Genomic DNA, 13,213 nt, shown 5'->3' on the forward strand with positions numbered 1-13,213 from the left:
AAAAGGGATGGAGTCCAAAACTCCTATCCCCTTATTATATCATCTCAGTCCCATTTGGTACAATTTCTTTTTATAAGCATCAAAATCGACTAGCAGGCCTTGGCCACCGTACATATCGTAGGCATCGACCCAATCCCCATTTTCTGGGATGGTCACTCGTTCAATTCCTTTTCCAGCACTACCGACTAGGCCAAGTCCATTGGTCAATAGGAAGGAGAAAGGAACATTGGTGGACGTCATAGCAAAGACTTTCCCGAGGGCTTCTGATCCCGTAAAGAGTTTGGTTGGATCCTTGATCTGGTGCATAATGGCAGACATGACCTCTTGCTGGCGACGGGTCCGACCAAAGTCCCCTTCATCGTCCTTACGGAAACGCGAATAATTGAGAAGGGTCCGGCCATCCATCCGTTGTTTTCCAACCTTGATGGTTTGCTGCGGAACGACACCGTCTTTCATGTTCAAATCATCTGGCACTTCTACTTCACTGACTTTTTCGCCATCAACCGTTGAAAACTGCGCATTCATCTCGACCCCATTTGGGAAGAGGGTATCGATCGCTGTCGCAAAAGTCTTGAAATCGACCATGGCGTAATATTGGATGTCAATGTCAAAGTTGTCTTTGAGCATCTGACGCACCAATTCAGCCCCTTGGTTGTTATTTTGCTCCCCGATGGTGAAGGCAGTATTGAGCTTCTGGTCGTAGTAGCCATCATATTCAGGAATATTTTGCTGGCTGACACCATCGATATGGACCAATGTATCCCGCATGAAGCTGACCATCTTGATCTTGCCTTCTTTGTTATTGACATTGACCACCATGATGGAGTCTGTCCGGGTCTCATCTGACTTCTCACCGATCCGACCATCTGTCCCCAAAATCAGGATATTGATCCCATCTCGCGACTTCTTGCCGTTAAATTTCTCAACGACAGCCGGTTTGGCATCTGGCCCTGTCGGCTTACTGTTCAGGCCTTTTACAAACATGAAGACCATGCCACCAATAATGAGCAATAAAAAGAGTGCAAGCCATTTGAAGATCCGTTTAACACTAATCTTTTTCAGTGGTTTCTTAGGTATATCGCTCATCGCAGCAACTGCTTTCTTCTTAGACTTTTTGCTACGTGATTGGTAAACAGGGAGATCACCAATTGGTTCAGCAATCTCACCTTGCACTTCTTCTGTGGCGTCTACCTCAGGTTGAAGGGCTTCTGCATCCTCAAAAGCTCCTTGGCTCTTCTTGAGCAGGTAATTGTATTCTAGTTGTTCTCGTTCATTCAAATAATGAAAATTTGAGTTTAAGTACTCTAATCGCTTTCGCTCGTGGTGAGATAGAAAGTTGGATTCGTTACTCATCTTTTCTCCATTCCGTTATCTTTTAAGGTATAGACCTGATATCGACCCAAGACTTTTGTCTGTATGCCCAAACTGTCTAATTCCTGATAGGCAAACTGTATGAGATCAGGCGCTTCGTTTAGGAGGTCAATAATGAAAAAGTATTCTCCTAAAGCCGTTTTTAGGGGGCGACTTTCAATCTTGGTTAAATTAATCCCCCGCCAAGCAAAGGTAGATAAGCCCTTATAGAGGGCTCCTGACAAGTTATTTGGTAAGGTTAAGGCTAAGCTTATTTTTTGAAGAGCCGGACTTAAAGTTTCCGACATCGCTGGCTCTTTAGCCCCTAAAATCCAAAAACGTGTATAATTGTCCTCAATTTCTTGGATGTCTCTGGCCTGGACTTCCAAGCTATACTCACTAGCTGCCGCCAGAGGGGCAATCGCTGCAATTTCCAAGTCCGGATGCTCAGCTACATAGCGAGCTGCATAGGCTGTCGAAGCCGTCATTTCCATAGCCACATCCGGATAATGAGCTCTTAAAAAAGCCTTCCCTTGGGCTAAGGCCTGTGGATGCGAATAAACCGTTCGAATGAGCCGATCTTTTTTAGCCACCAAAAGCTGTTGCTTAATGGGATAGACCACTTCTGCAACAGCCTGAATCGTTCCCTGGTGAAAGAGGTAATCAAGCGTTTCATGGACACTGCCTTCAATCGAGTTTTCAACTGGGACGACTGCAAAATCGATCTCTTGATTCTCATAAGCCTTGATGACATCTGTAATCGTCCGATAGGCAATGCGTTCAGAAGTTGGAAAGCTATGAGTGGCTACATCATGGGTAAAAGACCCTTTGGGACCAAGATAGCCTACAAGCATCGAATAATCTCCGCAATTTCTTCAGGTGTTTTGTCCTCGACATCCACAATATGAGTTGCAATATCCTCATACAAAGGTAAACGTCCATCAAAAATCTTCTTGAATTCTTCTTTGGTGTTGTTTAAAAAGAGGGGACGTTGGATGGCTTTGTCATTTTGAATCCGTCTGTACAAGGTTTCAAAATCTACTCGCAGATAAATGTTGTGCGGATTATTTTCTAAAAGTGCACGGTTATGAGGATTGACCACAATCCCGCCTCCAGGAGAAATGATGGCCGCTTCATTTTCCAATAAGCGCTCTAACATCTCAGCTTCACGATGACGAAAGGCGTCTTCTCCTTCAACTTCAAAATAGTCATTAATCGACATACCGATCTCTTCAACAATTAATTCATCCATATCATAGAACTTTGGATCAAGAATGCGACCAACGGTCGTTTTCCCAGCTCCCATAAAACCAAGTAAAATTTTAGCCATGCAGAAATGTCTCCAAATCTTCAAAAAAACTAGGGTAACTGGTGTTGATGGCCTCTGCTCGATCCAGCATCACATTTCCATCTCTCACCAATAAGGCAGCAATGGCAGCCATCATCCCAATCCGGTGATCTCCAAAGGTCTCTAAGTCTGCTCCATGTAGGGGAGTCGGTCCAGTGATAATCATGCCGTCTTTCGTTGGCACGACATTGGCTCCCATAGCATTGAGGCTATCTGCTACGACCTGGATGCGGTCCGTTTCTTTCACACGAAGCTCCTCAGCATCCGCAATCACTGTCTGACCATTTGCCTGTGTCGCTAGTAAAGCAATAATCGGCAATTCATCAATCAAGCGTGGAATCAACTCCCCATCAATCCGAATCCCTTTTAAGGACGAAGTCTTAACCGTGAGACTTGCAGAGACCGCTTTTTCATCGCGATCCTCAATGGCGAGATCTCCCCCCATTTCTTGAATCACATCGAGAATCCCTGTCCGCGTTTGGTTGATGCCAACACTTTCAATCTTAATCGCACTCTCTGGTAGGATGAGGCCTGCCACTAACCAAAAGGCTGCACTGGAAATATCTCCAGGAACGATGACTTCTTGACCTTGGAACTCTTGTCCACCTTTGATGCGGATGATTTTTCCATCCACCAGGATCTCTCCGCCAAATTGGCGAATCATATCTTCCGTATGGTCACGCGTCTTTTCCTTCTCGATAATCGTTGATTCACCCTCAGCCTGTAAAGCCGCAAAAATGAGAGCAGACTTGACTTGAGCCGATGCCACTGGCAAACGGTAATGAATCGGTTTGAGCTGATGGGTCCCTTTTTCATGTAAAGGTGGGCAATCGCGATCTCCCTGACCAGCAATCTCTACCCCCATCTGACGCAGTGGGATCGCCACACGATCCATGGGCCGTTTGGAAAGGCTGTCGTCTCCAACCATGGTCACAGCAAAATCCTGACCTGCTAAGACACCTGAAATCAAACGAATAGAAGTTCCTGAATTGCCCATATCAAGGGGAGCGGTCGGAGCTTGAAGACCTTGAAAGCCTACTCCTTGAATCCGAATCACATCCCCGTCATCTTGGATGGAGACTCCTAAATCTCGAAACACCTGGATGGTAGAAAGCACATCTTCGCCTCGCAAGATATCATAGACCTTGGTTTCGCCTTTTGCGAGACTTCCAAAAATAATGGATCGGTGACTGATGGATTTGTCACCAGGGACACGAATGGTGCCCTTTAGACCCTTGCTATTGGTTCTTAATTTCATTGCCTTCTCCAGAGTGCTTTTCCTCATATTCTATCATAATTGGGACATGAATTCAATTTTTGATCAAAATTTTGGAATAAAAAGCGAATGTTTCCTAGCATATTTTGAGCATTTATCCATCTTCAAGCGAACGAAAATACCAGAGGTGAAGACACAACTCTGGTAGAAAATCTTATTTGTATAAATCTTGAATCGGCTCAAAGATGATCTTTTCAAGATCTGCAAGATAAATAGACAATTGTTGTTGTTTGGTGAAAAATTCATTCACAATCGGACTTGCTTGGATTTTTTCCATATAGTCCTTCATTTCTTGTTGCACAGCTTCTGTTGGAAGTTGACCGGATTGCATCAAGCCTTGCAATTGATTTTGGAAAGCGACGTATTCGTCAAACAAGGTTTTCGCTTCTGGATTTGCTTCAATCGCTTCTTTGCTTTCTACGACAGCCTTGTATTCAGGAAGGTCTCGCAGTGTCCGAGAGAGTTCGTTTGCTACATCATAAATATTTGCCATTTTCTAGGCTCCTTTACTGATAAGATACTTCTATTATACTGCTTTTCCTTCAATATTCCTAAAATGAAGCAGGCCTTTTGATGCAAATCCTTCTTTAGACCTAGCGAGCAAGGACGGTATAAGACGTCGCCTGGCTGATCAATGCTTGGGCCCGCTCCTGATCTTCTGCATTTTTAAAGGTCAACTGTAAAATCCCATGGATGTCCTCCCGATTCTCTTCATTGATGTGAATATTGACCAAGGAAATCCCTTGTAGGAGTTGTAATATTTCGAGGATCACACCTTCCTTATCGGGGACATCGATAAAGAGATCATAGGCACTATCGCGTCCAGCACGCTGATGGATCTGCATTTCTTTTCGGTGCTTGCGCCCCTCATGGAAAAAGGACCAAATGGCCTTTTCGTTATCTGCTTGAATGGTCTCAGCCACCTGATCCAAACGGTCTTTGAAATCTGCAATCCGCTCTAATATCGCTTGAGGGTTGGACAAGAGAATAGAAGTCCACATACTTGGCTCACTTTCCGCAATCCGTGTCATATCTCGAAAGCCACCAGCCGCAAAACGGCGGGTCATTTCATGCTCTTCCCCATAAGCTACGGCCTGCTCGACCAGAGTCGAAGCTAAAATATGAGGAAAATGGCTGATCTGGGAAGTCACCCGATCGTGTTCCTCGGCGTCGATTTCAATAAATCGAGATCCCAATCCACTCAGAAGCTCTTTCAACTCTTCCATGGCACCTTCTGTGGTCAAGCCTGAAGGAGTAAAAATATAATAGGCGTTTTCAAATAAGGTTGCATCTGCTGCTGCAGCACCTGTCTTATGACTACCAGCCATGGGGTGTCCTCCCACAAAGCGAACAGCCTTGTCTGTAAATACCTTTTCAGCTTGTGCGACAATTTCTGCCTTGGTAGAGCTTGCATCTGTCACCAGTACCTGGTCTTTCAAATTCAGGCCAGCTAAGGTTTCTAAGTAAGACTTGGTTTGCTTAATCGGAAGCGACAAAATAATAATATCCGCTAAAGGGGCAAAGGCTTCGAAATCATCCGTCACTTGATCCACCATTCCTCTTTCAAGGGCGATGGTTCGAGAGGCTTCACTTCGATTGTACCCAAGAATAGTCACATGTGGGTGGGCCCTCTTAATGCCTAGCGCAAGTGAAGCACCAATCAAGCCCAACCCTGCAATATAAACAACTTTCTTCTCCAAAGGAAAACTCTTTCTCTTAAAAATTCTTCGTAAATTCCCGGTGCTTAGCAACAGCTTCTTTCAATTCTTCCAAGTTATCGGATGAGAATTTTTCAAGCACTTCTGTAGCAAGGACCGTTGCGACCACTGCTTCCATTACCACTCCTGCAGCTGGTAGAGCCGTTGGGTCGCTGCGCTCAACCGTTGCCTTATAGGGCTCATGGGTCTCAATATCCACACTCATCAAAGGTTTGTAGAGGGTCGGAATAGGCTTCATGACGCCACGAATCAGAATGGGCTCTCCGTTGGTCATCCCCCCTTCAAAACCACCAAGATTATTGGTGCGACGGGTATAGCCAGCTTCTTCAGACCAGATGATTTCATCCATGACTTGACTGCCTTTTAGGCGACCTGCGTCAAAACCAAGGCCAAACTCAACACCCTTAAAGGCATTGATAGAGACCACCCCTTGAGCGATTTTGGCATCCAATTTCTTGTCCCATTGCACATAGGATCCTAGTCCAACAGGCACACCACCAACCAAGGTTTCCACAATTCCCCCGATGGTATCACCATCTTTTTTCACTTGGTCAATGTAAGCCTTAACGGCTTCTTCTTGTTCTGGCACAACGATCGAAACTTCCGACTTCGCTGCTTTTTCCTTGATTTCTGAAACGGTTAGATTCTCGGGAATTGCAATCTTGATTCCCCCAAAATTAACAATGTGGCTGACCACTTCAACGCCGATTTCTTCTAAAATCCGTTTAGCAACTGCACCAACGGCTACACGCATGGTCGTCTCACGGGCAGAAGAACGTTCGAGCGAATTACGAAGATCGTCAAAACGGTATTTCATCCCTCCGACTAGATCGGCATGACCAGGACGTGGCTTGGTAATCTTACGCAGATTTTTCTTTTTGTCTTCGATCGGTGCTACATTCATGATCTCCAGCCATTTTTGGTGATCCAGATTGGTCACATTCAGAGTAATCGGACCTCCCATGGTCAAGCCATGACGGACCCCTGATGTGATCTCGACACGATCACTCTCAATTTTCATCCGAGCACCACGACCATAGCCACCTTGTCGACGTTTGAGCTCTTTATTAATATCCTCTTCAGATAAAGGAAGGCCTGCAGGAACCCCTTCGATGATGGCTGTTAGTCGAGGGCCATGGGACTCCCCTGCTGTTAAATATCTCATACAACCTTATTCCTTTCTTTCTAAAAAGTCCTTCATTTCTTGAAGAGGGATTTGATGAATCGCTGCTTGCCCCAACTCTGGAACAATTACTAATTTCAAGTTCGTCCCACGCGCTTTTTTGTCATGAGTCAAGGCTTGATAAAGGGCGTCTTTATTCCAGTTCTCACAGGTCACCGGAAGGCCAAATTTCCGGCACATTTCTTCGATTTTTTGAGTGATTCCTTTTGGCATCAAGCCCTTTTCTTCTGCAATTCGGGACAGCTGCACCATACCCATACTGACAGCTTCTCCATGCATAACCTGCCCATAACCAGCTGTCGCTTCAATGGCATGCCCAATGGTATGCCCAAAATTGAGATACAGTCGAATGCCATTGTCCAGCTCATCTGCTACAACATGGTCTCGCTTGACCAGGCAAGAATGAGAAATGATGCTCTCTGCATGCTCTAAAATACTCTCAACAGAACCATTCATAGCTTCCAATTCTTCCCAAAGTTCAGTATCTTGGATGAGACCATACTTGATGACTTCGCCCATCCCCTCGATCAATTCACGTTGCCCCAATGTGCTTAACACTTCAGGGTCAATAAACACACCATCTGGTTGGGCAAAAGTTCCTACCATGTTTTTGGCAAGTGCTGTGTTGACTCCAGTCTTTCCCCCGATAGAAGAATCCACCTGTGCCGTCAAGCTAGTCGGGATCTGAACAAAGGAAATTCCCCGCATATAGGTCGAGGCAGCAAAACCAGCCAAATCACCAACTACGCCACCCCCAAGAGCAACGATTCCATCACTGCGCGTCATGCCCTGGGTAGCTAGAAAGTCATAGACTTTTGAAACAGTGGTTAGATTCTTACTGGCTTCCCCTTGAAGAAACTCAAAGCGCACCACTTGAAATCCAGCTTTCTCAAGGCTCTTCTCTATGATAGAGGCATATAGCTTAGCCACGCGGTTATCGGAAATAATGGCGACTTTTTTATCGCCCCAAAGAGTGCGCAACCAGTCTCCAACCTGGTTGAGACCACCTCTTTCAATCACAATATCATAGGAATGTCCTGGAATAGGTACCGATACGTTCATAGGAATCTCCTTCACGTTTTTCTTTGATTCTATCTTATCATGAAATAGGGCACATGTCTCAATCAAAATGAAAAAGAGATTAGAGCAAGACTGTTTTTTTAAATCAGGTCTTGTTCTAATCTCATAAAGCTTTTTCAATAGGAAAAGGTAAACCCCTCTCTTAGTCACATACAAATTGGCGATATTCTGTTGTCAATGCTTCCCATACAGACTCTGTAGGAAATACTTTCCCAGTCATTAATTCAAAGGCTGCTTCAGCTTGATAAAAGAGCATTCCCAGCCCATTTACCCTCTGGTTTCCTTGATTCACTGCTAATTGCAGAAAGGGGGTCACTGCCGGATAGTAGGCCATCTCTACGATTAAGGCCTTTGGGGGAAAGGTCAAGTGACTCGCTATCGGAAGAGAATGACCATCCATCCCAACACCAGTGGCATTTAAGATGAGATCAGCTTGATGAAAAGAGTTTTGAACTTCTTCATCTTTCTCAATCGCATACAATTCTATCAAAAAATCAAAGCCATCTTCAATCAACTGAACTATTGAACGATAATGAACCAATCTTTCCTCTCTCACAAAGACAAGGATACGTTTTACACCTAGATGAATCGCCTGTGCAATAATCGCTAAAGCTGCACCACCTGCACCTAAGAGAACCATTGTTTTTCCCTTAATAGAGAAAGCAGGAGGTAAACTACGAAAGAAACCAATCCCATCCGTATTATAGCCTTTAAGCTTGCCGTCACGGTGAACAATGGTATTAACAGAACCGATCTTTCGGGCCATCTCATCCACTTCATCTAAATAAGGAAAGACCTTCTGCTTGTAGGGCATGGAGATATTGGCCCCAATCATATCCAACTTACGAATTTGGCTGATGGTGCTTTCTAAGTCTTCTTCAGCAATATCCCAAGCTAGATAAGCAGCATTGGTCGCTGTTAATTCATAGGCTAGATTATGAATGAAAGGAGAGATACTATGACGAATGGGATGGGCAATGACCGCTGCCATCCGAGTATATCCGTCAATCCTCATTCAATAACTCCCGAATTCTTCTCATATTTTCAAGAGGGATTTGACCTGGAGCACTTTCCTCTCCGACTCTAGCATAAGACCAAGAAGAGCCTGTCAAATCAGCTGTCAAGCGCGAAATCTTCCCGACCTTGCCCATGGAAATGGTTACATACTCTTGCTCAGGATTCAGCGTCTTGAAACCACGCGTATAATTCATCAAATCAAGGACATCTTGTTCATTGTGGGCCATAACGGATACCTTGACTAATTTTGGAGAAAAGCTGGTCAATTCCGATAAGATCTCCATCATATTTTCCGGAGTTTCTTGGAAGTTATGGTAGCTGAGAACAAGATTTGAAAATTCCAACATCTCTTCAAAGACTTCACGGTGACTATAATACTCGAAATCGATATAATCCGGATGATAGATGGATTGAATATCTTTCAGGATCCCAACATATTCCTCGTTGGTCAGCTCCATCTCTCCACCTTCAGCTCGAGTCCGCAAGGTGAATAAAATCTCGCGTCCAGCAAATTTCTCAAAAACTGCAGGAGCAACAGTTAAGATCTCGCTTTTTTCTAAAAAGTCCGCACGCCACTCAATAACATCCGCATCCTCGTAACGCGAACTATCTAGTTGTTGCGCCTCTTCTAAGGAGCGAGGCATAATCGAAACAACTAACTTCATACATCCACCCTAATTGTAAATACTTTTAAGTAATTACTACTTTCTTCTTTCTTGTTCCACCGAAAATCTCCCGGAAGGCCGTATTCCGCTAAATAGCGATGCTTACGGCCTTGAAATCCTTTTTCGATCTGTTTTTTAAATTTATCTTTGGTCACATTAGCCGCATTGGTACTGAGAATCAAGGTCCCACCTGGATGTAAAATCTCAATGGCCTCGCTGACCAACCGATGGTAATCTTTAGCGACTGAAAAGGTCCGTTTTTTATTTCTCGCAAAGCTAGGCGGATCGAGCACGATCACATCATAGCTTAGGTCATGGCGTTTGGCATATTTGTAATAGTCAAAGACATCCATCACGACAAAACGATGAGCATCCAGCGTCAAGCCATTTGCCACAAAATGCGCTTCTGATAGTTCTCTACTTCTCTTAGCAAGATCGACCGACGTTGTCTCAACTGCTCCACCCATTGCCGAAGCCACAGAGAAGGCTGCCGTATAGGAGAACATATTGAGCAAGGACTTACCAGCTGCTAATCCCTCTACCAAGCTACCTCGAACTTCATGCTGATCCAAAAAGATTCCCGTCATCAAACCATCATTGAGAAAGACTTGGTAAGAGACTCCATTTTCAAGAATCAAAAATTCTTGCGGAGCTTCTTCTCCATAGACATGAGCCGATTCATAGTCCAAGCCTTTAAAGCGAATCTTTTCATAGCCGCCTCGGACTTCTGGAAAAGCCTCTTGAAAGGCCGCTAGAATGGTTTCCTTGATCTGAAATACGAAGGGATTGTACCAAGAAAAGACAACAAACTCACCATACAAGTCAACCGTGAAACCACCAAAACCATCTCCCTCTTGGTTGAAAAGACGAAAGGCTGTCGTCGTTTCATCCGCATAATAAGAACGACGGTATTGCTTGGCTTTGATGAAAAGCTTTTTAAAAAAGTCTTGATCAAAAGCGACCAACTCTTGCGAAACAAACCATCCAATCCCTTTATTTTGTTCAGATAAGTATCCGACTCCGAGGGATTGTCCATCTCCTGAAAGCAATTGAACCGCTTGATCCAAAGCAGGAAGAGAGTCAAAATCTTGCTTTTCAAGAAGAGATTGTCCTTGTTTGATTTTTGTTGCGACTTGGCGACTGACTGTGAGTTTTTTCATACCCTCTATTATAGCAAAAGTCTGCAGTTTTCACAAAGGGAGGCTTTATTTACTGGAACTTTTTTTACCATTTTATCCTAGCTCTCATCATTTAGCTTCAAATGATATAAAATGCCGGATCTTTCCTATTTCTTTCCTCTTCTTTACAGTCATCTTTTTCTTTCTCCATAAAATTGTGGTATACTTGTATATGAAAATTTTTAGGAAATAAGACAAGGAAGTAACATTTTGTGAAAAAAATTACGAATTCGATACTCAATTTCATGAGTACCAGACTAGGATTTGTCTTGACCCTTCTGCTGCTCTACTGGTTCAAAACCATGTGGGCCTATTCAGTTGATTTTAATTTAGACATTCAGGGACCGTATCAGATTTTTCTAGCAGTGATCAACCCATTGCCGATCAGTCTGCTCTTCATCGGTCTAGCACTCTATATCAAACGAACCAAGCTCTTTTATAGTTTGGCCTTTGGGATCTATCTTCTCTTATTTATTTGGTTGATTTCCAACTCCATCTATTATCGAGAGTTTACAGACTTTGTAACGGTTAATACCATGTTGGCTTCTAGCAAGGTTTCTGCTGGTTTAGGAGCCGCGGCTCTAGAATTGTTCCGCCCTTGGGATGTGATTTACATTCTAGATTTCCCGATTCTCGCTTTTTTCTTCTTTAAGAAATGGATTCGAATGGACAATCGTCCCTTCAATAAACGAGCTAGTTTTGCGGTTACCTCTTTATCTGCCATGCTCTTTTCGGCCAACCTTTTCCTTGCAGAAATTGACCGACCTGAGCTTTTGACTCGTGGGTTCTCAAACTACTATGTCGTCCGTGCCTTAGGCTTACCAGCCTTTCTGGGTTACAGCGCTAATCAGACCTATGCTGCCAACAAAGAGCGTTCCAAAGCCTCCGAAGAAGATTTAAAACCGGTTGAAGAATATATCCAACAGCATTATGCCAAGCCTAATCCTGAGTACTTTGGAATGGCTAAAGGCCGTAATGTCATCTACATTCACCTGGAAAGTTTCCAACAATTCTTGATCGATTACAAGTTGAAAGTAGATGATAAAGAATATGAAGTAACACCTTTCTTAAATTCACTTTACCACTCAAAGGAAACCTTTTCCTTTTCAAATGTCTTTAACCAAGTCAAGGCAGGGAAAACGTCCGATGCTGAGACCATGATTGAAACAGGCCTCTTCGGACTCAACCAAGGTTCCTTTATGGTGAACTATGGTGGAACCAATACCCAACAGGCTGCACCATTTATTCTTTCAAAAAATGGTTACAACTCGAGCGCTGTTTTCCACGGGAATGCTGGAAGTTTCTGGAACCGAAATACAGCCTATAAACAATGGGGCTACAATTATTTCTTTGATGCCAGCTACTTCACCAAACAAAACAGCAGTAATTCTTTCCAATATGGTCTCAATGACAAATACATGCTCAAAGATTCCATCAAATACCTTGAAAGATTGCAACAACCTTTCTATACGAAGTTCATTACAGTTTCCAACCACTATCCTTATACAACCAGCTTGTCAGGAGATGATCTTGGCTTCCCTTTAGCTAAGACACAGGACGAAACCATCAATGGCTATTTTGCGACCGCTAACTACCTAGATTCTTCGATCAAGGCCTTCTTTGATTACCTGAAAGAATCTGGTCTTTACAAAAATTCCATCATCGTCCTCTACGGAGACCACTACGGAATTTCAAACTCTCGCAACCCAGCTCTCGCTCCACTACTTGGCAAGAACTCTGAAACGTGGTCAAGCTATGACAATGCCATGTTGCAACGAGTGCCATATATGGTAGTCATTCCAGGTATGGATAAAGGAGGAATCATTGATACCTTTGGTGGCGAAATTGATATGCTCCCAACCTTGGAACACTTGCTGGGTATTGAGTCCAACAAATTCCTCCAGGTTGGTCAAGATATGCTCTCACCAGATCATGATCAAATCGTAGCCTTCCGATCCGCTAACTACTTTGTAACTCCAGAGTATACGAGTTACAGTGGTCGGACCTATTACACAAAAACAGGTGAGGAAATCACCAACCCAGATGAAAATACCAAGGAACAACTGGATAAAATCCGAGAAGCTGCTAACCTTCAATTGAGGATTAGCGATAGCATCCAAACGGGTGATCTCCTTCGCTTCTTCAAGGGCAATGATCTTGGAAAAGTCAATCCAGAAGATTATTCCTACACCAATTCCTTCAAGGCATTGAAGAAGATTGAAAAGGAAAAAGGTGACAAATCAACCAGCCTTTATCATCAACGTGGCAACCAGTCCACCGTTGATCTCTTCAAGGCACCAACTTATAAAGAATTGCACCCAGAAGACGATAGTTCTTCCTCAACAGAGACCAGTAGCAGTTCTTCTAAATAAAAAGAATCCCTGAGTTTAAAAACTCA

12 protein-coding genes are annotated in these 13,213 nt (G+C 43.8%); 1 reads left to right on the forward strand and 11 read right to left on the reverse strand.

The features are described 5' to 3' along the window. Nucleotides 1-39: 39 nt before the first annotated feature. The 11 genes from SM121_RS07655 to SM121_RS07705 form a co-directional block, all read right to left on the reverse strand. Entirely contained in the window at nt 40-1,353 is a 1,314-nt protein-coding gene (locus SM121_RS07655; protein ID WP_320910782.1) for an LCP family protein, read from the reverse strand. Then, complete coding sequence (pheA, locus tag SM121_RS07660) at nt 1,350-2,204, reverse strand: prephenate dehydratase (protein WP_003003459.1); 855 nt, start codon at nt 2,202-2,204, stop codon at nt 1,350-1,352. Before pheA ends, SM121_RS07655 begins: the two co-directional genes overlap by 4 nt. After that, nucleotides 2,195-2,680 (reverse strand): shikimate kinase, encoded by a 486-nt coding sequence (locus SM121_RS07665; RefSeq protein WP_003012119.1) that lies wholly within the window; start codon nt 2,678-2,680, stop codon nt 2,195-2,197. Before SM121_RS07665 ends, pheA begins: the two co-directional genes overlap by 10 nt. Continuing rightward, entirely contained in the window at nt 2,673-3,956 is a 1,284-nt protein-coding gene (gene aroA, locus SM121_RS07670) for a 3-phosphoshikimate 1-carboxyvinyltransferase (RefSeq protein ID WP_320910783.1), read from the reverse strand. Before aroA ends, SM121_RS07665 begins: the two co-directional genes overlap by 8 nt. Before the next feature lie 172 nt (nt 3,957-4,128). Beyond that, nucleotides 4,129-4,467 (reverse strand): YlbF/YmcA family competence regulator, encoded by a 339-nt coding sequence (locus tag SM121_RS07675; protein ID WP_003011745.1) that lies wholly within the window; start codon nt 4,465-4,467, stop codon nt 4,129-4,131. A 100-nt stretch (nt 4,468-4,567) separates the two neighbouring features. Beyond that, complete coding sequence (locus SM121_RS07680; protein WP_320910784.1) at nt 4,568-5,674, reverse strand: prephenate dehydrogenase; 1,107 nt, start codon at nt 5,672-5,674, stop codon at nt 4,568-4,570. Between the two features lie 16 nt (nt 5,675-5,690). Beyond that, a complete protein-coding gene (gene aroC, locus SM121_RS07685; protein ID WP_320910785.1) occupies nt 5,691-6,857 on the reverse strand; it encodes a chorismate synthase in 1,167 nt (388 codons plus the stop codon). Between the two features lie 6 nt (nt 6,858-6,863). Then, entirely contained in the window at nt 6,864-7,937 is a 1,074-nt protein-coding gene (aroB, locus tag SM121_RS07690; RefSeq protein ID WP_320910786.1) for a 3-dehydroquinate synthase, read from the reverse strand. A 160-nt stretch (nt 7,938-8,097) separates the two neighbouring features. Continuing rightward, the gene (aroE, locus tag SM121_RS07695; protein WP_151379002.1) at nt 8,098-8,970 is read right to left on the reverse strand and encodes a shikimate dehydrogenase; all 873 of its coding nucleotides are present in this window, start codon (nt 8,968-8,970) and stop codon (nt 8,098-8,100) included. Further along, a complete protein-coding gene (gene aroD, locus SM121_RS07700; RefSeq protein ID WP_134974149.1) occupies nt 8,960-9,637 on the reverse strand; it encodes a type I 3-dehydroquinate dehydratase in 678 nt (225 codons plus the stop codon). Before aroD ends, aroE begins: the two co-directional genes overlap by 11 nt. Next, entirely contained in the window at nt 9,634-10,797 is a 1,164-nt protein-coding gene (locus SM121_RS07705; protein ID WP_320910787.1) for a class I SAM-dependent rRNA methyltransferase, read from the reverse strand. The genes aroD and SM121_RS07705 overlap by 4 nt, the downstream gene beginning before the upstream one ends. A gap of 230 nt (nt 10,798-11,027) precedes the next feature. On the opposite strand from SM121_RS07705, the gene SM121_RS07710 reads away from it, so the two are divergent. After that, on the forward strand, nt 11,028-13,187 hold the full coding sequence (locus SM121_RS07710) for an LTA synthase family protein (protein WP_320910788.1): 2,160 nt from the start codon (nt 11,028-11,030) through the stop codon (nt 13,185-13,187). Nucleotides 13,188-13,213 lie beyond the last annotated feature (26 nt).

The sequence above is a fragment of the Streptococcus sp. S1 genome, from assembly GCF_034137685.1.
GTDB classification, from domain to species: domain Bacteria; phylum Bacillota; class Bacilli; order Lactobacillales; family Streptococcaceae; genus Streptococcus; species Streptococcus dentalis.

Excerpts from the sequence above, each read along its gene's own strand:
- SM121_RS07675 (WP_003011745.1), bottom strand. The coding sequence starts at position 4,467 with ATGGCAAATATTTATGATGTAGCAAACGAACTCTCTCGGACACTGCGA.
- SM121_RS07665 (WP_003012119.1), bottom strand. The coding sequence starts at position 2,680 with ATGGCTAAAATTTTACTTGGTTTTATGGGAGCTGGGAAAACGACCGTT.
- SM121_RS07705 (WP_320910787.1), bottom strand. The coding sequence starts at position 10,797 with ATGAAAAAACTCACAGTCAGTCGCCAAGTCGCAACAAAAATCAAACAA.
- aroA (WP_320910783.1), bottom strand. The coding sequence starts at position 3,956 with ATGAAATTAAGAACCAATAGCAAGGGTCTAAAGGGCACCATTCGTGTC.
- SM121_RS07655 (WP_320910782.1), bottom strand. The coding sequence starts at position 1,353 with ATGAGTAACGAATCCAACTTTCTATCTCACCACGAGCGAAAGCGATTA.
- aroE (WP_151379002.1), bottom strand. The coding sequence starts at position 8,970 with ATGAGGATTGACGGATATACTCGGATGGCAGCGGTCATTGCCCATCCC.
- aroB (WP_320910786.1), bottom strand. The coding sequence starts at position 7,937 with ATGAACGTATCGGTACCTATTCCAGGACATTCCTATGATATTGTGATT.
- aroD (WP_134974149.1), bottom strand. The coding sequence starts at position 9,637 with ATGAAGTTAGTTGTTTCGATTATGCCTCGCTCCTTAGAAGAGGCGCAA.
- aroC (WP_320910785.1), bottom strand. The coding sequence starts at position 6,857 with ATGAGATATTTAACAGCAGGGGAGTCCCATGGCCCTCGACTAACAGCC.
- pheA (WP_003003459.1), bottom strand. The coding sequence starts at position 2,204 with ATGCTTGTAGGCTATCTTGGTCCCAAAGGGTCTTTTACCCATGATGTA.